The sequence below is a fragment of the Pantoea sp. UYEF8 genome (assembly GCF_040546285.1).
GTDB lineage: Bacteria > Pseudomonadota > Gammaproteobacteria > Enterobacterales > Enterobacteriaceae > Pantoea > Pantoea brenneri.
In genome coordinates, this window is sequence record NZ_JBEPNM010000007.1 from 99603 (window position 1) to 118365 (window position 18763).

Annotated in this window: 17 protein-coding genes; 8 read left to right on the plus strand and 9 right to left on the minus strand. The window is 57.9% G+C overall.

Features of this window, described 5'->3' with window-relative positions; genetic code table 11:
* The first annotated feature begins 105 nt into the window (after positions 1–105).
* Both yieH and ABIB18_RS14650 read left to right on the plus strand, forming a co-directional pair.
* Entirely contained in the window at positions 106–765 is a 660-nt protein-coding gene (yieH, locus tag ABIB18_RS14645) for a 6-phosphogluconate phosphatase (RefSeq protein WP_069728629.1), read from the plus strand.
* A 13-nt stretch (positions 766–778) separates the two neighbouring features.
* Positions 779–1711, plus strand: a complete 933-nt coding sequence (locus tag ABIB18_RS14650) for a GlxA family transcriptional regulator (RefSeq protein ID WP_031375583.1) — start codon at positions 779–781, stop codon at positions 1709–1711.
* Here the strand turns inward: ABIB18_RS14650 and ABIB18_RS14655 are convergent.
* Positions 1696–2691: an acyltransferase gene (locus ABIB18_RS14655; protein ID WP_089561620.1), complete on the minus strand. Its 996-nt coding sequence runs from the start codon at positions 2689–2691 to the stop codon at positions 1696–1698. The two genes, ABIB18_RS14650 and ABIB18_RS14655, sit on opposite strands and share 16 nt — an antisense overlap.
* A 220-nt stretch (positions 2692–2911) precedes the next feature.
* On the opposite strand from ABIB18_RS14655, the gene glyQ reads away from it, so the two are divergent.
* Together glyQ and glyS are read left to right on the plus strand one after the other, a co-directional pair.
* Positions 2912–3823, plus strand: coding sequence for a glycine--tRNA ligase subunit alpha (gene glyQ / locus ABIB18_RS14660; protein WP_031375581.1), 912 nt, complete (start codon positions 2912–2914; stop codon positions 3821–3823).
* Positions 3824–3832: 9 nt separating this feature from the next.
* Entirely contained in the window at positions 3833–5902 is a 2070-nt protein-coding gene (gene glyS / locus ABIB18_RS14665) for a glycine--tRNA ligase subunit beta (protein WP_069728628.1), read from the plus strand.
* Positions 5903–5978: 76 nt separating this feature from the next.
* On the opposite strand, the gene ABIB18_RS14670 is transcribed toward glyS, so the two are convergent.
* The 5 genes from ABIB18_RS14670 to fdnG are packed head-to-tail and all read right to left on the minus strand — an operon-like array spanning position 5979 to position 12141.
* Positions 5979–6590: a glutathione S-transferase gene (locus tag ABIB18_RS14670; protein WP_279810139.1), complete on the minus strand. Its 612-nt coding sequence runs from the start codon at positions 6588–6590 to the stop codon at positions 5979–5981.
* A gap of 18 nt (positions 6591–6608) precedes the next feature.
* A complete protein-coding gene (gene fdhE / locus ABIB18_RS14675; protein ID WP_354474629.1) occupies positions 6609–7535 on the minus strand; it encodes a formate dehydrogenase accessory protein FdhE in 927 nt (308 codons plus the stop codon).
* On the minus strand, positions 7535–8176 hold the full coding sequence (fdoI, locus tag ABIB18_RS14680) for a formate dehydrogenase cytochrome b556 subunit (protein WP_031375577.1): 642 nt from the start codon (positions 8174–8176) through the stop codon (positions 7535–7537). The genes fdhE and fdoI overlap by 1 nt, the downstream gene beginning before the upstream one ends.
* Positions 8173–9078 (minus strand): formate dehydrogenase subunit beta, encoded by a 906-nt coding sequence (fdxH, locus tag ABIB18_RS14685; protein WP_031375576.1) that lies wholly within the window; start codon positions 9076–9078, stop codon positions 8173–8175. Before fdxH ends, fdoI begins: the two co-directional genes overlap by 4 nt.
* 12 nt (positions 9079–9090) lie before the next feature.
* Positions 9091–12141 carry a formate dehydrogenase-N subunit alpha gene (gene fdnG / locus ABIB18_RS14690; RefSeq protein ID WP_354474631.1) on the minus strand — a complete coding sequence of 1017 codons (3051 nt, stop codon included), beginning with the start codon at positions 12139–12141 and terminating at the stop codon, positions 9091–9093.
* 404 nt (positions 12142–12545) lie between these two features.
* On the opposite strand from fdnG, the gene fdhD reads away from it, so the two are divergent.
* Entirely contained in the window at positions 12546–13370 is an 825-nt protein-coding gene (gene fdhD, locus ABIB18_RS14695; RefSeq protein ID WP_425343573.1) for a formate dehydrogenase accessory sulfurtransferase FdhD, read from the plus strand.
* Here the strand turns inward: fdhD and ABIB18_RS14700 are convergent.
* A complete protein-coding gene (locus tag ABIB18_RS14700) occupies positions 13367–14143 on the minus strand; it encodes a DeoR/GlpR family DNA-binding transcription regulator (protein ID WP_279810142.1) in 777 nt (258 codons plus the stop codon). The two genes, fdhD and ABIB18_RS14700, sit on opposite strands and share 4 nt — an antisense overlap.
* A 177-nt stretch (positions 14144–14320) precedes the next feature.
* Here ABIB18_RS14700 and ABIB18_RS14705 point away from each other — a divergent pair, with 177 nt between their 5' ends.
* From ABIB18_RS14705 to ABIB18_RS14715, 3 genes are all read left to right on the plus strand, one after another.
* Complete coding sequence (locus ABIB18_RS14705; RefSeq protein ID WP_031375574.1) at positions 14321–15661, plus strand: aspartate aminotransferase family protein; 1341 nt, start codon at positions 14321–14323, stop codon at positions 15659–15661.
* Between the two features lie 257 nt (positions 15662–15918).
* A complete protein-coding gene (gene sodA, locus ABIB18_RS14710; protein ID WP_031375573.1) occupies positions 15919–16536 on the plus strand; it encodes a superoxide dismutase [Mn] in 618 nt (205 codons plus the stop codon).
* Positions 16537–16748: 212 nt separating this feature from the next.
* Positions 16749–17711 carry a VirK/YbjX family protein gene (locus ABIB18_RS14715; protein ID WP_354474634.1) on the plus strand — a complete coding sequence of 321 codons (963 nt, stop codon included), beginning with the start codon at positions 16749–16751 and terminating at the stop codon, positions 17709–17711.
* Between the two features lie 8 nt (positions 17712–17719).
* Here the strand turns inward: ABIB18_RS14715 and ABIB18_RS14720 are convergent, their stop codons facing one another.
* The gene (locus ABIB18_RS14720; protein ID WP_031375572.1) at positions 17720–18082 is read right to left on the minus strand and encodes a YibL family ribosome-associated protein; all 363 of its coding nucleotides are present in this window, start codon (positions 18080–18082) and stop codon (positions 17720–17722) included.
* 104 nt (positions 18083–18186) lie between these two features.
* Positions 18187–18732, minus strand: coding sequence for a mannitol operon repressor MtlR (gene mtlR, locus ABIB18_RS14725; protein ID WP_176035878.1), 546 nt, complete (start codon positions 18730–18732; stop codon positions 18187–18189).
* Positions 18733–18763 lie beyond the last annotated feature (31 nt).

An 18763-nucleotide genomic window follows, 5' to 3' on the forward strand; every position in this document is an offset into this window, starting at 1 on the left:
TTGCCAGGCCAATACAATGATTTTTCGCAACCGATTGCCACTCTCGCAATCTGCGCTCAGTACGGTAGAGTGAGGGACTCCCACAAAATCAAAGGATAGAGTCTGATGTCAGTAGAATGCGTCTTTTTCGATTGCGATGGCACGCTGGTGGACAGCGAACTGCTCTGCACCCAGGCCTACGTCAATACTTTCGCCCGCTATGGCATCGACCTGTCGCTGCAGCAGATGTTTGAGCAGTATAAAGGCGTCAAATTGTACGACATCATCCGCGACGTCGGTGAGGCGCATCAGCAATCGTTGCCGATGGAAGAGGTGGAAACCGCCTACCGCGCCGAGGTGGCGCAGTTGTTTGATCAGCACCTGCAGCCGATCGACGGTGCCAAGGCGCTGGTTGAACAGATAAAAGTGCCGATGTGCGTGGTATCGAACGGAACGGTGAAGAAGATGCAGCACTCGCTGGGCTTAACCGGCATGCTGCCGCTGTTTGCTGACCACCTCTACAGCGGTTATGACATTCTGCACTGGAAGCCCGATCCGGAACTGATGTACCACGCTGCCGAGCAGATGCAGGTCGCGATTGAGCGCTGCATTCTGGTGGATGATTCTGAAGCGGGCGCGCGGGCCGGCATTGCCGCCGGTATTCCGGTGTTCTACTACTGCGCCGATGCGCATAATCCGGAACTGGATCATCCGCTGGTCACGCGATTCGACAACATGGCGGACCTGCCCGCGCTGTGGCGCGCCCGCGGCTGGGATCTGGTGTAATCCAGGCCAGCCGATGAAACAGACCGTCTGGTTTTTAACCCTGCCTGGAGTGATGGCGCTCGATCTGACTGGCCCGGCGGAGGCGCTTAAGCTGGCGGGCGATCGCTTTGTGCTGCGCTACATTGGACCGCAACCGCAGGTGATCTGCTCCACCGGGATGACCATCGGCGGGATTGAGCCGTTACCAGCAGGTTTGCCTGCCGACAGCCTGCTGGTGGTGCCTGGTGTTTATGACTCGCGGATCTGTTACGCCACGCCCGAAGCGCAACAGGCGCGCCAGTGGCTGAAGCAGCAGCAGGCAGCACTGCATTCACAGGCCCTGATGCTGGTCTGCGTCTGTTCCGGTGCGCTGCTGGCCGCGCAGGCGGGGTTGCTGGATGGCATTCGCTGCACTACCCATCATGAGGTCATCGATCGGCTGAAAGCGGCTGCGCCGCAGGCACTGGTGCAGGAAAATCGGGTGTTTGTCGGGCATGACAATATCTGGACCAGCGCCGGCATTACGGCGGGCATCGATCTGGCGCTGCATCTGATTAATCAGCTGTGTGATACGCCGACCGCGCTGGCGGTGGCACGTGAAATGGTGGTGTGGTTCCGCCGCGCCGGTGACGATCCGCAGCTTTCACCCTGGCTGCGTTATCGTAACCATCTGCACCCGGCGGTTCATCGGGCGCAGGATGCGATGATTGCCCATCCCGAGTACAGCTGGTCGCTGACCGAGCTGGCAGCACGGGCGCACGTCAGCAGTCGGCATCTGGCGCGGCTGTTCCGTCAGCATCTGGGCATCAGCGTGCGCGAATACCATGAACAGCTGCGGGTCAGCATTGCGCGCCAGCATCAGCAGCAGGGCAAATCAGCCGAGAAAGCGGCGCTGGCGGCCGGGTTCTCCTCGGCGCGCCAGCTGCGTCGCGCCTGTCAGCGTGACGCCGATCAGCTGACGAAGTGACGTTTATCAACGCGTTTAAGCGCCATCGCCAGTAGCAGGCTTCCGCCCAGCGTCACCCCGAATACCCACGGCAGATCGAACCACGGACGCGACATATCGTCGTAGTGATGGGTACGCAGATAGTGGATAAACAGCGCGTGAAAACCGTAGATCGGCAGAGAGTAGCGCGCAATCAGCGATAAACCCGGCAGCGCGCGCTGGTTAAGGGCATTTTTAAACACCAGCAGTAAGCTGATTGCTGCGATAAAGACCAGCGGTCCGCAGTAGAGATACCAGGTGTCGTTAAACGCGCCATTGTCCCGTAACGCCTGCTTTGTCCCGAGCGCAATGCCAATCACACAGGCGATAAACACCCCGCTGGCAGCGGGTGTCAGCCCGCGTTTTTCTGTCTCCATGGTGCCGATAGCCCGTCCTAACAGCGCATACAGCAGGTAGTAGATGCTGTCGCCGCTGACATAGAGATTGACCGGCAGGAAGTGAAACGGCCCCAGCGACTGACTGACGGTGTTCGGATTGGCCAGCACCGCCAGCACCAGCACCAGCAGCGCCACATAGCGCGCCTGTACCGACTTCACCTGAATCAGCGGCGACATCAGATAGATACCGATCAGCGCGAAGAAAAACCACAGGTGATAAAACACCGGTTTTTGCAGCATTTTCAGGATCGATCGGCCTTCACTGATCGGCGTCAGCCAGGTGATATACGCCAGTGATACCGCGCTGTAGAACAGCAGACACAGCACCAGCCGGATCATATGACGCGGCTGGGCGCTGCGTTCGCCGAAAAACAGGTAGCCGGAGATCATGAAAAACAGCGGCACGCAGACCCGCGAGGCGGAGTTCAGCAGATTGGCGACGTCCCACGACGTGCCGGTGACCGCCATCGGCCCGGTGATATACCAGGTCGTGGTGTGGATCACGATCACCATCAGGCAGGCAACCGCGCGTAAATTATCGATCCAGTAAATCTTCTGCGGCATGGCGTCCTCTTGCGCATAACGTCCGTGCGGAGAAGGGTAGCCAGGCGCGGCGGTGGCAACAACCTTTGCCGGCAGGATTCGGAGCCCTCTGTATGGCAGCAAAAGGACGCAACAACCAAACCGCGCCGCAACCGTACAGGATTTCCGGCTGCACATCGCGCGGTCAAAGGGTATACTGTCGCACTCTTTTTTCATCTAGCCAATCGCGTGCAAATTCAACATGCAAAAGTTTGATACCAAGACCTTTCAGGGCCTGATCCTGACCTTGCAGGATTACTGGGCACGTCAGGGCTGCACCATTGTTCAACCGCTGGACATGGAAGTAGGCGCTGGCACTTCGCACCCAATGACCTGCCTGCGCGCACTCGGCCCGGAGCCGATCGCCGCAGCTTACGTGCAGCCGTCACGCCGTCCGACCGATGGTCGCTACGGTGAAAACCCGAACCGCTTACAGCACTATTACCAGTTTCAGGTGATCATCAAACCGTCACCGGACAACATTCAGGAGCTGTATCTCGGGTCGCTGAAAGAGCTGGGTATGGACCCGACGGTGCATGACATTCGCTTCGTGGAAGATAACTGGGAAAACCCAACGCTGGGTGCCTGGGGACTGGGCTGGGAAGTGTGGCTCAACGGCATGGAAGTAACGCAGTTCACTTACTTCCAGCAGGTGGGCGGCCTGGAGTGTAAACCGGTGACCGGTGAAATCACCTACGGTCTCGAACGTCTGGCGATGTATATCCAGGGCGTCGACAGCGTCTACGATCTGGTGTGGAGCGACGGTCCGCTGGGTAAAACCACCTACGGCGACGTGTTCCATCAGAACGAAGTGGAGCAATCCACCTATAACTTCGAATACGCCGACGTGGATTTCCTCTTTACCTGCTTCGAGCAGTACGAGAAAGAGGCGCAGCACCTGCTGGCGCTGGAAAAACCGCTGCCGTTGCCCGCCTATGAACGCATTCTGAAAGCCGCACACAGCTTCAACCTGCTGGATGCGCGTAAGGCGATCTCGGTCACCGAGCGTCAGCGCTATATTCTGCGTATCCGCACCCTGACGAAAGCCGTGGCTGAAGCTTACTACGCCTCTCGCGAGGCACTGGGCTTCCCGATGTGCAATAACAAAAAGTAAGAGGCAGCCATGACTGAGAAAACCTTCCTGGTGGAGATCGGCACCGAAGAGCTGCCACCAAAAGCCCTGCGCAGCCTGGCTGAAGCCTTTGCCGCGCAGGTCACTGCGGAACTTGATGCCGCCAATCTGAACCACGGCGACGTCAGCTGGTTTGCCGCACCGCGCCGTCTGGCGCTGAAAGTGGCGAACCTGAGCGCCTCACAACCCGATCGGGAAGTGGAAAAGCGCGGCCCGGCGGTCAGCGCAGCGTTTGACGCCGACGGTAACGCCACCAAAGCCGCAGAAGGCTGGGCACGCGGTAACGGCATCACCGTTGATCAGGCTGAACGTCTGAGCACCGATAAAGGCGAGTGGCTGGTCTATCGCGCTCAGGTTAAGGGCGAAGCGGCTCAGGCTCTGCTGCCGGCGATGATCGCCACCGCGCTGAGCAAACTGCCGGTGCCAAAACTGATGCGCTGGGGCGACAGCGACGTGCAGTTCGTCCGTCCGGTTCACACCGTGACGCTGCTGCTGGGCGATGAGCTGATTCCCGCTACCATTCTGGGCGTGGACTCTGCGCGCACCATTCGCGGCCATCGCTTCATGGGCGAGCATGACATTACTCTCGACAACGCCGATCAGTATCCGGACGTGCTGGAGAAACGCGGCAAGGTGATCGCCGACTACCAGACCCGTAAAGCGATGATCAAGGCCGATGCCGAAGCCGCCGCCCGTCGTCTGGGCGGTAATGCCGATCTCAGCGATAGCCTGCTGGAAGAAGTGACCTCGCTGGTGGAGTGGCCAGTGGTGCTGACCGCCACCTTTGAAGAGAAATTCCTCAAGGTGCCGGCTGAAGCGCTGGTCTACACCATGAAAGGCGATCAGAAATATTTCCCGGTATATGACGATAACGGCAACCTGCTGCCGAACTTCATTTTCGTCACCAATATCGAATCCAGCGATCCGCGCCAGATTATCTCGGGTAACGAGAAAGTGGTGCGTCCGCGTCTGGCCGATGCGGAGTTCTTCTTCAATACCGACCGCAAAAAGCGTCTGGAAGATCATCTGCCGCGCCTGGAAACAGTGCTGTTCCAGAAAGAACTGGGCACGCTGCGTGACAAAACCGATCGCATCCAGGCGCTGGCCGGCTGGATTGCCGGTCAGATTGGCGCCGATGTCAACCATGCGACCCGTGCGGGCCTGCTGTCGAAGTGTGACCTGATGACCAATATGGTGTTCGAGTTCACCGACACGCAGGGCGTGATGGGGATGCACTATGCGCGTCACGATGGCGAAGCTGAAGATGTGGCCGTCGCGCTGAATGAGCAGTATCAGCCGCGCTTTGCCGGTGACGATTTGCCGTCCAGTCCGGTCGCCTGTGCGCTGGCGATCGCCGACAAAATGGATACGCTGGCCGGCATTTTTGGCATTGGTCAGCATCCAAAAGGCGACAAAGATCCGTTTGCTCTGCGTCGTGCCGCACTCGGTGTGTTGCGCATCATCGTTGAGAAGAATCTGCCGCTTGATCTGCAAACCCTGACTGAAGAAGCCGTGCGTCTGTATGGCAGCAAGCTGAGCAACGCCAGCGTAGTGGATGATGTGATCGACTTTATGCTGGGTCGCTTCCGCGCCTGGTATCAGGAAGAAGGCCACAGCATTGATACGCTGCAGGCGGTGCTGGCGCGTCGTCCGACCCGTCCGGCTGACTTCGATGCCCGCATGAAAGCGGTATCGCACTTCCGTACGCTGAATGAAGCCGCTGCGCTGGCCGCTGCCAACAAGCGCGTCTCTAACATTCTGGCAAAATCGACCGAAACGCTGAATGACAGCGTGCAGGCGTCACTGCTGAAAGAGAATGAAGAGATCCAGCTGGCGACGTTTGTCACCGCGCTGAGCAGCAAGCTGCAGCCGTACTTTGCGGAAGGACGCTACCAGGATGCGCTGATCGAACTGGCGCAGCTGCGTGAAGCCGTTGATAACTTCTTCGATAAAGTGATGGTTAACGCCGACGATCAGGCGGTGCGGGTTAACCGCCTGACGCTGCTGTCAAAACTGCGTGAGCTGTTCCTGCAGGTGGCGGATATCTCGCTGCTGCAGTAATGCTATTTGTTGTGCGGAAAAGGGACGAGCTATCGTCCCTTTTTTTATGGCCGTGGCGGCGCACCGCGCCGGCCTGTCACGCCGCAGGCGGCGTTGTCCGCGCAAAACTCTCGCGCTGAAACAGCGTCTCCGCCAGTTTCACCAGTGCCGGCCGCTCCACGCACCAGTTAGGTACCACCCGCCGGAAATTGAGGTAACCGATCATGCAGCCGGTGGCGATATCGGCCAGGTTGAGCTGGCCGTTATTGAGCCATTTGCCCTCGGCGGCAAGGGTCTCCAGCATATCGAGGCTGCGCTGGATTTTTTCCCGGTTACGCAGCAACACCTCTTCCGATTGCTGATTGCCTGGCCGCATCTGCTCACGCACAATTACCAGCGCGGCGTCGCTGACACCATCCGCCAGTTTCTCCAGCTGGCGGATGTGCAGCGACTGATGAGGATCGGCAGGCAGCAGGGCGGGCGCATCGCCGCGCAGCTCCAGAAACTCTGCAATGATGCTGGAATCGAACCAGATCTGCTGATCGTCAGCCACCAGTGCCGGGACTTTTCCCAGCGGATTGTAGTGCGGAACGTGACTGTCATCGCTGTAGGGCGATGCGTTAACGAACTCAAAGATAATGCCTTTTTCCAGCATGATGACCGAAATCTTACGCACAAACGGGCTGGTATAGCTGCCAATCAGTTTCATCGGGTTTCTCCAGGTTAGCTACGATTCGCCAGGAAACATAAAGGAGTTAAGGCTGCTGCGGGCAAAGCCTTCCTGCTCCATCCGGGCATCCAGCACCAGCGACGCCAGATCGTCGGCGACCGGTTCGATAGCCGGGTTCTTTTCCTGATACAGCATCTTCAGATAGGTGCCGCAGTCGCCGCAACTCTCCGCTTTCACCGCCGCGTGCTCACTGTCGAGCGACCAGTAGTGCAGATCGCGGGTCTGTTCGCACTGGGTACATTTACTGCGCACCACGTACCACTCGCTCTCGCACAGGTTGCAATGCAGATAACGTGCGCCATCATGGCTACCCATATGTACCACACTGGCGACCGGCATACTGGCGCAGACCGGACAAAACTGACGCTGGTCGCCCATTTCGGCGCGCGCTTTGCCCGGGATCATCGCGGCCATCTGCGCCCAGTAAAGGGCCAGCGCCGCCCAGATAAACGGTGCCTTGTCGCTGCTGACCTGTGCATATTCGCCGGCGAACAGCGCGCTGGCCAGCGTCTCCAGCTCGGTCGCCGAGGCTTTCTCCAGGTTTTCCAGCACCGCCAGCGCCTGGCCACTCATTTCTGGCTTCAGTTCAGCGATCAGTGAGTGCAGCAATCGGTGCCAATGGGTATCGCGCGGCAGCGTATGGATATTTAGCGGCGGCTTGCCTTCACTGGCACTCTGGACCAGCCGCGCCTGCAGATCCATATGCAGCGGATGGTCATACAGTACAATTTCCTGCGCTTCGGCAATCACTGCGGCAAAACGCAGATAGTCACCCAGTGGATTTTTAGCCGCCAGGTCGCGCAGTCGCGCAGCACGGCGGCTGTACAGGTTTTTCAGCCGTGGAAAAAGTAACGGCGGAATCATCTCCGCCGTCGTTTTTTCGCTCTTCTCCAGCTGATCTTGCGGGATAATGCGAATACTCATCAGGGGCGTTTTTCCTGTTTAAGAGGCTGATTACGCTGCTCACGGTACCAGCGCGGATGATGCTGTCTGGCCCAGTCGGAACTGACCCAACCCTCTACCATCGCCGTCAGGGTGCCTTTGATCCACAGCGCGGCATAAACATGCACCATGATCATCAGGATCAGCGCCGTGGCGGAAACCGAATGCACCACCAGTGCCAGTCTAATCAGCGGAATAGTGAATGCACCGGCGAAGTAAGGTCGCCAGATCACAATGCCACTGACCAGCAGCAGTACTAAGCAGATGATAGCAGCCCAGAACACACACTTCTGACCAAAGTTATATTTACCGGTATCACCGACCTCTTCATTCAGGGCAATACGGTGAATATTTCTGGCCCAGTAGAGATCGTCGCGATTGACCAGATTATGCCGCCAGTAGCGCAAAAACATCAGCATAAAGGCGGCAAACATCACCACCCCCACAAACGGATGCAGAATACGCGCCAGCTGTGGCGTGCCGAATATCAGCATCAGCCAGTTGAAGGAGGGAAAGAAAAAGCCTAACCCGCTCAGCGAAGCCAGCACAAAGCATAAGGCGACAATCCAGTGATTAATGCGTTCTGCCGGGCGATAACGCACCAGGCGATCGGAAGTTTTCATAATTTGCGCTCCTCCGCGCGATCGTCGTCGTCATCATTGTGGTGTTCGGCGACCCGGTTCGGGCCCACGCCGACATAGTGGAACAGCGAGGCGGCGAAGGTGGCGGCAAAACCGACGGCGGCCACCGGTTTCCAGATACCTTTCCAGAAGGTAACGGTCGGGCTGATATGCGGATCGGCCGGTAAGCCGTGATAGCGCTGCGGCTGACTGGCGTCATGCAGGACATACATCACATGGGTGCCGCCAACGCCTGCCGGGTTATACACCCCGGCCTGGGCGTAACCGCGCGCCTTAAGTTCAGCAACGCGTTCGGCGGCCAGCGTCAGCATGTCGCTTTTGCTGCCGAAATGAATGGCACCGGTCGGGCAGGTTTTAACGCATGCCGGCTCCTGGCCGACGCTGACGCGATCCACGCACAGGGTGCATTTGTAGACGCGGTTATCCTCTTTATTCAGTCGGGGCACGTTGAACGGGCAACCGGCGATACAGTAGCCGCAGCCAATACACTGCTCTGACTGGAAATCGACGATGCCGTTGGCGTACTGAATAATGGCACCCGCCGATGGACAGGCTTTCAGGCAGCCGGGATCGGCGCAGTGCATGCAGCCATCTTTGCGAATCAGCCACGCCAGCTTGCCGTTCTCTTCCACTTCGGAGAAGCGCATCACCGTCCAGGCTTTGGCGCTTAAGTCGGTGGGGTTGTCATAAATCCCCACGTTATGCCCGACCTCGGCGCGGATGTCGTTCCACTCTGAGCAGGCCACCTGACAGCCTTTACAGCCGATGCAGGTGGTGACGTCGATTAATTTTGCGACCTGGCGCTGATGATCGCGCGCCTGCGGTGGCGGGGTGAATCCGTTGGTCGCTGAGCGACGAATAATATCTTGTGATTGGTAAGCCATCGTCATCCACCGTTACGCTTTTTCCACGTTCACTAAAAATCCCTTGTATTCCGGGGTCTGTGAGTTGGCATCGCCAACTGAAGGGGTCAGCGTATTGGCGAGAAAGCCTTTGCGCGTCGTGCCTTCGAAGCCCCAGTGACAGGGAATGCCCACGGTATCGACCGGCTTGCCGTCGATCATCAGACGTGGCAGACGGCGCGTCACCACCGCTTTGGCTTTGATATAGCCGCGACGTGACGTCACCCTGACGCTGTCCCCAGCGCGTATTCCTTTCTCTGCGGCCAGTTCGGTGCCGATCTCGACAAACTGCTCCGGCTGCGCAATGGCGTTCAGCAGGGCGTGTTTGGTCCAGTGGCGGAACAGTTCGGTAATCGAGTAGGTGGTCGCCACGCAGGGATAGTCAGCGGCCTCGCCCAGACTGGCCGCATCGTTGCGGAACAACCGCACCACCGGACTGTGACGCTGCTGCGGATGCAGCGGATTGTCAGCCAGCGGGCTTTCCATCGGCTCGTAGTGTTCCGGGAACGGGCCATCAGCCAGTTTGTCGAGCGCAAACAGATGACCGAGACCATCGGGCTGCATGATAAACGGCCCGGCCTGCTGCTGCGGCGACAGGGTCAGCGGATAGTCCGGTACATCAATGCCGTGCCAGCGTGTGTCATCCCACTCGATCAGGCGGCGCTGCGGGTCCCAGGCTTTGCCATCGGCATCAGCAGAGGCGCGGTTGTAGAGGATGCGCCGGTTAGCGGGCCACGCCCAGGCCCAGCCGGAGATGGCTCCCAGGCCGGAAGGATCGGCGTTATCGCGCCGCGCCATCTGATTGCCCTGTGAAGTCCAGCTGCCCGCGTAGATCCAACAGGCACTGGCGGTGGTGCCATCATTACGCAGCTCCGAAAAGCCGTTAAGCTGTTGGCCTTTTTTCAGCAGCAGCGTGCCGCTGTCATCATAAATGTCAGCCAGCGCCCGGCCATTACTCTCCTGCGCCACCTCTTCCGGCGACGGGTTAGCGGGATCGTGGTAATCCCAGCGCATCGCCATCAGCGGCTCGGGGGCGGTGCCGCCTTCCTGGCGATAAAGATCGCGCAGACGCAAAAACAGATTGCCGAGAATTTTGCCGTCGTGCAGTGCTTCAGCCGGCGGCTCGGCGGCGGCCCAGTGCCACTGCAGCCAGCGCGAGGAGTTCGCTACCGAACCTGCTTCCTCAGCGAAACAGGAGGAGGGCAGACGGAACACCTCGGTCTGGATATTGGCCGGATCGACGTCATTAAACTCATCATGATGCTGCCAGAAGCTGGCGGTTTCGGTACTGAGCGGGTCGATCACCACCATATATTTCAGACGCGACAGGGCGCGACAGGCTTTATTTTTATCCGGGAAGGCGGCCAGCAGGTTGAAGCCCTGAATCAGGCAGCCGTTCAGTTCGCCCTGCTCCATCATCTCCGCCTGCGCCATGCAGTCGTAGCTTTTGTCCCACTTCGGCAACCAGTGGTAACCCCATTGATTCTCCGCGGTGGCGTTATCGCCATAAAAACTCTTCATCATGCTGACGAAAAATTTGTCACTGTTCTGCCAGTAATTAACCTGGCCCGGCAGCGGGGCCGCAGGCGTCGCCTGCTGCAGATAGCTCGCCAGGGTGGGCATTTTCTCTGACGGCAGCGGCAGATAGCCCGGCAGGCTTTGTGCCAGCAGGCCAAGATCGGTAAAGCCCTGCACGTTGGAGTGGCCGCGCAGCGCATTGATGCCGCCACCGGGCATACCAATATTGCCGAGCAGCAGCTGGATCATGGCGGCGGTGCGGATAATCTGCGAACCGTTGGTGTGATGGGTCCAGCCGAGCGCATACAGGATGGTGGTGGTGCGATCGGGCACGCAGGTGGCGGCCAGTTGCTGGCATATGCTGAGGAAGCTCTCCTGCGGTGTGCCGCACAGACGCGCCACCATTTCCGGCGTATAACGGCTGGCGTGCTCCCTGAGTAGGTTGAGCACGCAGCGCGGATGGCTGAAGCTCTCATCGCGTTGCGCATGGCCGTTTTCATCGAGCGCATAGCGCCAGCTCTGACGATCGTAGTGGCGCGATGCGGCATCGTAGCCGCTGAACAGGCCGTCGCTGAAGCGGTAGCCCTCATCAACAATCAGCGCGGCGTTGGTAAAGGCGCGCACATACTGGTGCTGAATGTGGTCATGCTGCAGCAGATAGTTAATCACCCCCATCAGGAACACCACGTCGCTGCCGGCGCGTAGCGGGGCGTAGAGATCGGCGACCGCGGCAGAGCGGTTAAAACGTGGGTCGACCACAATCACCTGGGCCTGGTTGTGAATTTTGGCTTCAATCACCCATTTAAACCCGACCGGATGCGCCTCGGCCGGATTGCCGCCCATGATCAGCACCACATTGGCGTTTTTGATGTCGTTCCAGTGATTGGTCATTGCGCCGCGCCCGAAGCTCGGTGCCAGTGCGGCAACGGTGGGGCCGTGACAGAGCCGCGCCTGATTCTCCAGCGCCACGATGCCGAGCGCACGCGCAAATTTTTGGTCGAGCAGGCCGGTCTCGTTGCTGGCGGCGGATGAACAGAGCATCGCGGTGGTTGGCCAGCGGTTAACCGTGAGTCCGTCGGCGTTGCTGGTCTGGAAATGGGCGTCGCGATCCTGCTTCATCAGCCGGGCGATGCGCTCAAACGCCTCCTGCCAGCTGATGCGCTGCCATTTATCGCTGCCTGGCGCGCGGTATTCCGGGTATTTCAGCCGCTGCTCACTGTGGATAAAGTCGAGCACGCCGGCCCCTTTTGGACAGAGTGAGCCGCGACTGACCGGATGATCGGGATCGCCTTCGATATGGTAAATCGAGGCGCTGGCATTTTTCGCACCGTCACCCAGGCTGTAGATCAGCATGCCGCAGCCGACCGAGCAGTAGGTGCAGTTATTGCGCGTTTCTCTGGCGCGGATCAGCTTATATTCTCTGACGCTGGCGAGGGCGTTTACCGGGGCAAACCCTAATAGTGCTGCGCTGGTGCCAGCCAGACCGCCGGCACAGATTTTGAAAAAACTCCGTCTGCTTACTTGCATTGATTATTCTTCTTTATTAACTCCATTGCGAATCAATGCAAAATAGCAGCCCTCCCTGTATGCAAATTGACCCGGGTCAACAGGTTAGTCATTAGTAATCCATTTTTTACATAGTGTTAAAATTTCTCTGACAAAAAAGTCCCGTTACTCCCTCTTTATGAGTAGGGGGCAACAACGATCGCGGCCGGAGGCTGGCCGCGTTTAAAGCATGAGGAAGAATCATTCTCATTCTGCCGCCAGCGGGCGCGGCAGGCGCAATCTGCGTCAGCGGAAACGCATCAATTGCCCCGTGGTTTATTTGCGCTGTCCCATGCCAGAGGGCAAAATTAGCTGCTGCCGGGCTGTTTTTGAACGACAGCGCGGTCAGTCCTCTTTCATTATTTGTTAACAACAGGTCGTACTCTTTGAACGTTATTCCGCACGCTTCCGACGAAGATTTAACAATTCAGCCCGGCATCAGCGAGGCCCAGGTGTGGCAGCGCGCAGATCTTGCGGTGGCGCAGCCTGACTGGCTGGCGGAAGAGGTCCCGGTGGCGCTGGTCTATAACGGCATTTCTCACGTGGTGATGATGACGACGCCAAAAGACCTGGAGGCGTTTGCGCTGGGTTTCTCGCTGTCGGAGGGGATTATCGACGCGCCGGAAGATATTTTCGGGATGGATGTGGTGCCGGGTTGTAACGGTATTGAAGTGCAGATTGAACTCTCCAGCCGCCGCTTTATGGCGCTTAAAGCGCAGCGTCGTGCGATGGCCGGTCGCACCGGCTGCGGCGTCTGTGGCGTTGAACAGTTGGATCAGATCGGCAAACCGCTGTCGCCCTTACCGTTTACCCAGACCTTTGCTCTCGCACAGCTGGATCGGGCGTTGGGCCAGCTGAAAGATTACCAGCCGGTCGGGCAGAAAACCGGTTGTACCCACGCCGCTGCGTGGATCCAGCCGGATGGCCAGCTGGCGGGCGGCTGTGAAGATGTCGGCCGTCATGTGGCGCTGGATAAGCTGCTGGGCTACCGCAGCCAGTCAGACTGGGGCGATGGCGCGGTACTGGTATCCAGTCGCGCCAGCTATGAAATGGTGCAGAAATCGGCGATGTGCGGCGTCGAGATTCTGTTTGCGGTTTCGGCGGCGACGCGGCTGGCGGTTGAGGTTGCTGAGCGATGCAACCTGACGCTGGTCGGCTTCAGCAAGCCGGGACGCGCGACCGTTTACAGCCATCCGCAGCGCCTGATTTAAACCACTATTACCTGCGGCAGCGCCTGCTGTAAGGCGGCCAGCGCAGAAGAAATCTCACCGCCGCCATCGGTAATCAGCGTGGTAATCGCCTGCGGCGCAGCGTACACCGTGCGGCTGACCACGCCCAGCTTGCTGTGGTCAGCCAGTAAAACGGTGGTGGCGGACTGCTGCACCATCGCCCGGGCAATCGCCGCTTCGTGCGGATGAAAACTGGTGGCACCGCGACTGGCGTCAATGCCGACCGGCGACAGCAGCGCAACATCGGCGCGATAACGGACGATCTCTCCGACGGTAATTTCGCCGCGCGTCTGCTGCGCGCCGGCTGACAGTGTTCCGCCCAGTAAAATAATCTCGTTACCCAGCACGTCATGCTCCTCGCCGGCGCTGAGTGCCAGCGCAGCCTGCAGACTGTTGGTGAGGATGGTCAGACCGGAGAGTGCGCGCAGCTCCCCGGCTAACAGGGTGGTGGTGCTGCCTGCATCAATAAACAGCGTCTGTCCCGGCTGCAATAACTGCGCGGCTGCCCGGGCGATGGCGCGTTTTTCTCGGGCCTGCGCGGCACGGCGTACCGTCAGCGGCGGCTCCGGCGGCGTCTCAATGGCTACCAGACCACCGTGGACACGGCGTGCCTGCCCCAGTGCTTCCAGCTCAATAATGTCGCGGCGCGCGGTTTCGCGTGACACCCCCAGTTCCCTGATGATGCGATCGGTGCTGACCTGATTTAAGGTGGTCAGCAGGGCACGAATGCGCTGAAGACGCGTTTCCTGCAGCATGGTCGGTTCCTTATAGGCGCAGTGCGAAAGTCGGCTGAATCAGTGACTAAGCTTACCTGAGCGCCCGGATGCCGTCATGTGTATTTGGTTGTATTTGTGTATTTGGTTGCATTTTTAGCGCAGGCAGGCATGATGGGTTATCAGCCTCAACCACTTCACCTCGCAACGGGAGTTATCATGGCCACGCGTTCCACTATTATGGATACCAACAGTTTTCGGGCCGAACATGCGGATGCGCTGGATAGCGACACCCGTAAAATGACCGAAAAACGCAGCAAAGTGCTCGGCGAATCCTATCGCCTGTTCTATCGCAAGCCGGTGCATCTGGTGCGTGGTGAGGGGCAATATCTGTGGGACGCGGCCGGCGACAAGTATCTTGACGTCTATAACAACGTGGCGAGCATCGGCCATTGCCATCCGGCGGTGATTGAGGCGGTGACGCAGCAGATGAAAATGCTGAACACCCACACCCGTTATCTGCATGAAAATATCCTCGATTACAGCGAAGCGTTGCTGGCCACCACGCCCGCGGCGATCGATCGCGCCATGTACATGTGTACCGGCTCTGAGGCTAACGATCTGGCGATTCGCGTGGCGCGCGCCTTTAGCGGCGGCAGCGGCATTATCGTCAGTAAAGAGGCGTATCACGGCACCAGTGAGCTGACCTCCGGTGCTTCGCCGGCGCTCGGCAGTGGACAGCCGCTGGCGGCGACCACCCGGCTGGTGATGCCGCCTGATGCGTATCGGGTTGATGCGCCCGATCTGGGCGAATGGTTTGCCGATCAGATTCAGCAGCAGATTGATGATATGGCTGCGCACGGCATTAAATTTGCCGGTTTTCTGGCGGATTCCATTTTCTCCTCCGACGGGGTGCTGCCGGATCCGCGCGGCTTCCTGAAACGCGCCGTGGACGTGGTGCATGCCAATGGCGGCATTTTCATCGCCGATGAAGTGCAGCCTGGCTTTGGCCGCACCGGTGATGCCTTCTGGGGCTTTGGTCGTCACGATGTAGTGCCGGATATCATTACCACCGGTAAACCGATGGGCAATGGCATTCCGGTATCGGGCCTGCTGGCCAAAAGTGAGGTGCTGGCAGCCTTCAGCGACTCGATTCCTTACTTCAATACTTTTGGCGGTAATCCGGTGGCAATGGCGGCGGCGCAGGCGGTGCTGAACGTGATCACCGAAGAGGGCTTGCAGGAGCATAGCCGCGTAGTCGGGGCGAAACTGCTGGCCGAACTGCGCAGCCTGATGGATCGCTACGACTGCATCGGTGATGTGCGCGGTGCCGGGCTGTTTATTGGCTTTGAGCTGGTCACCGATCGTGACAGCAAAACGCCTGACAAAGCGCTGGCGCTGGACCTGATTGAGAAACTGCGTGAGCATCGGGTGCTGACATCGGTCGCTGGCCCGTATGGGAATGTGCTGAAACTGCGTCCGCCATTGGCGTTCCAGCAGGGCGACATCGACTGGCTGGTCGGCGCGCTCGACAGCGCGCTGCGCGAACTGGGTCGCTGAGTCCAGGCCAGCAGAGCGGCACTGAGGCTGCCGCCACGTCGCGCAGAAGCAGGGCCAAAGGCGTCTGAAAAGCGTCACATCAGGCGGCAGTCTGTAAAAACAACGGGTTGCTTTTGCCGGATTGCTCAAATCCTTATGGTTAATAGGGCATTGATTACCCTTTTACGCTACATGAATTTAACTATAATGATTCGACTGCTTACGCGGCACGTCCCGAATTCGTCGTGCTGCTCAAATACTAAATGGAGAGGAAGAACATGAGTTATTCACTGCCATCCCTGCCTTACGCATACGACGCACTGGAACCGCATTTCGACAAGCAGACGATGGAAATCCATCACACTAAACATCACCAGACCTATGTCAACAACGCGAACGCGGCGCTGGAAGGCACTGAATTTGCCAATCTGCCGGTCGACGAGCTGATCACCAAACTGGATCAGCTGCCAGCAGATAAAAAAGGCCCACTGCGCAACAACGCTGGCGGTCACGCTAACCACAGCCTGTTCTGGAAAGGCCTGAAAATTGGTACCACCCTGCAGGGCGACCTGAAAGCCGCTATCGAAAAAGATTTCGGCAGCGTGGAAAAATTCCAGGAAGAGTTTGAGAAAGCCGCAGCGACCCGTTTCGGTTCTGGCTGGGCGTGGCTGGTTAAAAAAGGCGACAAACTGGCGGTCGTTTCTACGGCTAACCAGGATAACCCGCTGATGGGCGAAGCGATCGCCGGCGTTTCTGGCTACCCAATCCTCGGTCTGGATGTATGGGAACACGCTTACTACCTGAAGTATCAGAACAAGCGTCCTGACTACATCAAAGCGTTCTGGAACGTGGTTAACTGGGACGAAGCGGCAGCGCGCTTTGCTGCTGCTCAGTAAGTCATCTTTGCGTTAACGTGATGATAATAAACCGGTGGACAGGCTCCGCCGGTTTTTTTTCGCCTTAATTCCGGCCAGGCTTAATTAAACCAAAAATAAACAAACCACAGGTTTAAAGCAGGGCGCTTTTTAACCTTATGCCACATTAACCTGCCGTTGATAATGGTTGTTTTATCCTCAGCGACATTCCTGCTAACTGTGTGTCGCTAACTATGTCAATTATAACTACTCACCAGACCCGCACTGATTCATCTGCTTCGCTGTTTTTTCAGTTAATAAGCGGAAAATATATCCCAAATAAGCTCTGGCTGAGCAAGCGTTTTCGGCTGAAATTTGTGTTAAGGAGCTTAATATCGCCACTGACAACGTTGCGTTATTTACATCAGCTGTCGCATTTACCGCAAATCGGGCTGCTGATGAGTACCCAGGGGCTGCTGCCCGCCAAGCTGCACCGGCCTTATCTGCGGGCCGGCATCAGCATTGCGGCGCGTGCACAGGCGATTCTGGATCACTATACCCTGATGAATAATCTGCCGAATCCGGCGTTACGCCAGCTGCTGCAAAGCGCCGGTGATAATTTACTGGCGTCGCTGAACGGTAAAAATGACGAGACGTTTTTACTCTCCTGCAGTTCGGGTTATTTCGACCGCGAAGGCGAAGTGACGCTGGTGCTGCGTTATAACAGCGAAATTATTGCCTCGCTCTCCTTCTCGATTATTAACGAGAATAAAAAGCGCACCTTATTAATTGGCGGACTGCAGGGGCCGCGTAAACATATCAGCAATGACGTTATTCGCGAGGCGACCAAAGCGGCACACGGTCTATTTCCGAAACGTCTGTTAATGGAAGTGGTGTTTATTGTGGCACGGCAGTGTGGGGTGGAAAATATCCTGGCGGTCGGCGATGAAACCCATGTTTTCCGTAGCCTACGCTATCGTCACAGTAAAGGGGATAAATTCTTTGCCAGCTACAGCGAATTCTGGCTGTCGCTGAACGGAGAGGCACGCCGGGATGGGATGTTTACGCTGCCGTTAAACCTGCCACGTAAAACCCTGGAAGAGATTGCCAGCAAGAAGCGTGCAGAGTATCGCCGTCGTTACCAACTGCTGGATGCGCTGGCGGAGCAGGTTGATGCTGCCGCCGGCGAGCACAGGATCGATCAGGCTGCCGCCTGATCGCCCGATCAGAAGGCCGTTTTAGCGAAGCCGGTCATCGCTTGCAGACCCATTTCACGTCCCAGCGCGGTCATTGGATGCACCACAACCAGGCCGCGCACGCTTTTTTTCAGCGCGCCCAGGTTCGCCTGCTCTTTCTTAGTGATTTCGCGGCTGAAGCCCATCTTTTGCAGCTTCTGCGCTTCGGCACTCAGCTTCTCGACGCGCTGATTACGCAGGCGCTCAATCTCAGTGACCAGCGTCTCTTTTTCTTTCAGCAGTGCGCCCAGTTTCTCAACATCACCCGATTCAAGTAACTGTGGCTCTTTGCGGTTAAGGGCGTCCAGCTGATCGCTGAGACGTTTGATTTCGTTCTTTTCTTGCTCTTTCATGACAACAACTCGTTGAGGAAAACAGGCAAAGGATACACCAAATCGGGCGCATATTCCCGGTGAGGTTACAGCGATATCAGGTGCCGCTCTGGCACCTGATAGATTTAATTGGCGGACTTTTTGAAAGCCTGCTTCAGGCTGATGCGAGAGATCAGCTCGGTGAGCGACAGCACCATGGTGGAACGCACCATCTGCAGATAGCGCTGCTGTTGCATGCTGCGCAGCTCCGCATCCTCCGTGTGAAACACCGGCGCAGGTGGCCAGGCGGTCACGCAGTGTAACTCGCCAAACGGCCCGAGAATCTCATCATCGGTAAAGCGGTAATCGCCGGTGTCGTTATTCAGTTCCTCGCGCAGCGCCAGCAGCAGTTCACAATCTTCATATTCGTGCCGGCTGATGACGCCAAGTCCGTAAATCAGCTTGAGGCGCACCGACAGTTCGCCCAGCGGACCATTGCCCAGCAGCAGCGGTTCAACGGCATATTTGACGGCGTAATCGTCTTTGCGGAACACCTGCAACACCAGCAAATTGACCGCTTCAGCCAATAGCTCAACGGCGGCGATCAGAAAGCTTCTCACCGAGCGACCGGCGTTCAGGCGCTCAAGCACCCGGTTTTCAAAAGCTTGCTTCTGTTCCATTATTGCCTGCATAGGTTCAATACCGCCGTTGGGCGCAGGCGAA

Excerpts from the sequence above, each read along its gene's own strand:
- glyS (WP_069728628.1), top strand. The coding sequence starts at position 3,833 with ATGACTGAGAAAACCTTCCTGGTGGAGATCGGCACCGAAGAGCTGCCA.
- ABIB18_RS14655 (WP_089561620.1), bottom strand. The coding sequence starts at position 2,691 with ATGCCGCAGAAGATTTACTGGATCGATAATTTACGCGCGGTTGCCTGC.
- mtlR (WP_176035878.1), bottom strand. The coding sequence starts at position 18,732 with ATGCAGGCAATAATGGAACAGAAGCAAGCTTTTGAAAACCGGGTGCTT.
- fdhE (WP_354474629.1), bottom strand. The coding sequence starts at position 7,535 with ATGAGTATTCGCATTATCCCGCAAGATCAGCTGGAGAAGAGCGAAAAA.
- sodA (WP_031375573.1), top strand. The coding sequence starts at position 15,919 with ATGAGTTATTCACTGCCATCCCTGCCTTACGCATACGACGCACTGGAA.
- yieH (WP_069728629.1), top strand. The coding sequence starts at position 106 with ATGTCAGTAGAATGCGTCTTTTTCGATTGCGATGGCACGCTGGTGGAC.
- ABIB18_RS14670 (WP_279810139.1), bottom strand. The coding sequence starts at position 6,590 with ATGAAACTGATTGGCAGCTATACCAGCCCGTTTGTGCGTAAGATTTCG.
- fdxH (WP_031375576.1), bottom strand. The coding sequence starts at position 9,078 with ATGGCTTACCAATCACAAGATATTATTCGTCGCTCAGCGACCAACGGA.
- ABIB18_RS14650 (WP_031375583.1), top strand. The coding sequence starts at position 779 with ATGAAACAGACCGTCTGGTTTTTAACCCTGCCTGGAGTGATGGCGCTC.
- ABIB18_RS14720 (WP_031375572.1), bottom strand. The coding sequence starts at position 18,082 with ATGAAAGAGCAAGAAAAGAACGAAATCAAACGTCTCAGCGATCAGCTG.
- ABIB18_RS14715 (WP_354474634.1), top strand. The coding sequence starts at position 16,749 with ATGTCAATTATAACTACTCACCAGACCCGCACTGATTCATCTGCTTCG.
- fdnG (WP_354474631.1), bottom strand. The coding sequence starts at position 12,141 with ATGCAAGTAAGCAGACGGAGTTTTTTCAAAATCTGTGCCGGCGGTCTG.
- ABIB18_RS14700 (WP_279810142.1), bottom strand. The coding sequence starts at position 14,143 with ATGCTGCAGGAAACGCGTCTTCAGCGCATTCGTGCCCTGCTGACCACC.
- ABIB18_RS14705 (WP_031375574.1), top strand. The coding sequence starts at position 14,321 with ATGGCCACGCGTTCCACTATTATGGATACCAACAGTTTTCGGGCCGAA.
- fdoI (WP_031375577.1), bottom strand. The coding sequence starts at position 8,176 with ATGAAAACTTCCGATCGCCTGGTGCGTTATCGCCCGGCAGAACGCATT.
- glyQ (WP_031375581.1), top strand. The coding sequence starts at position 2,912 with ATGCAAAAGTTTGATACCAAGACCTTTCAGGGCCTGATCCTGACCTTG.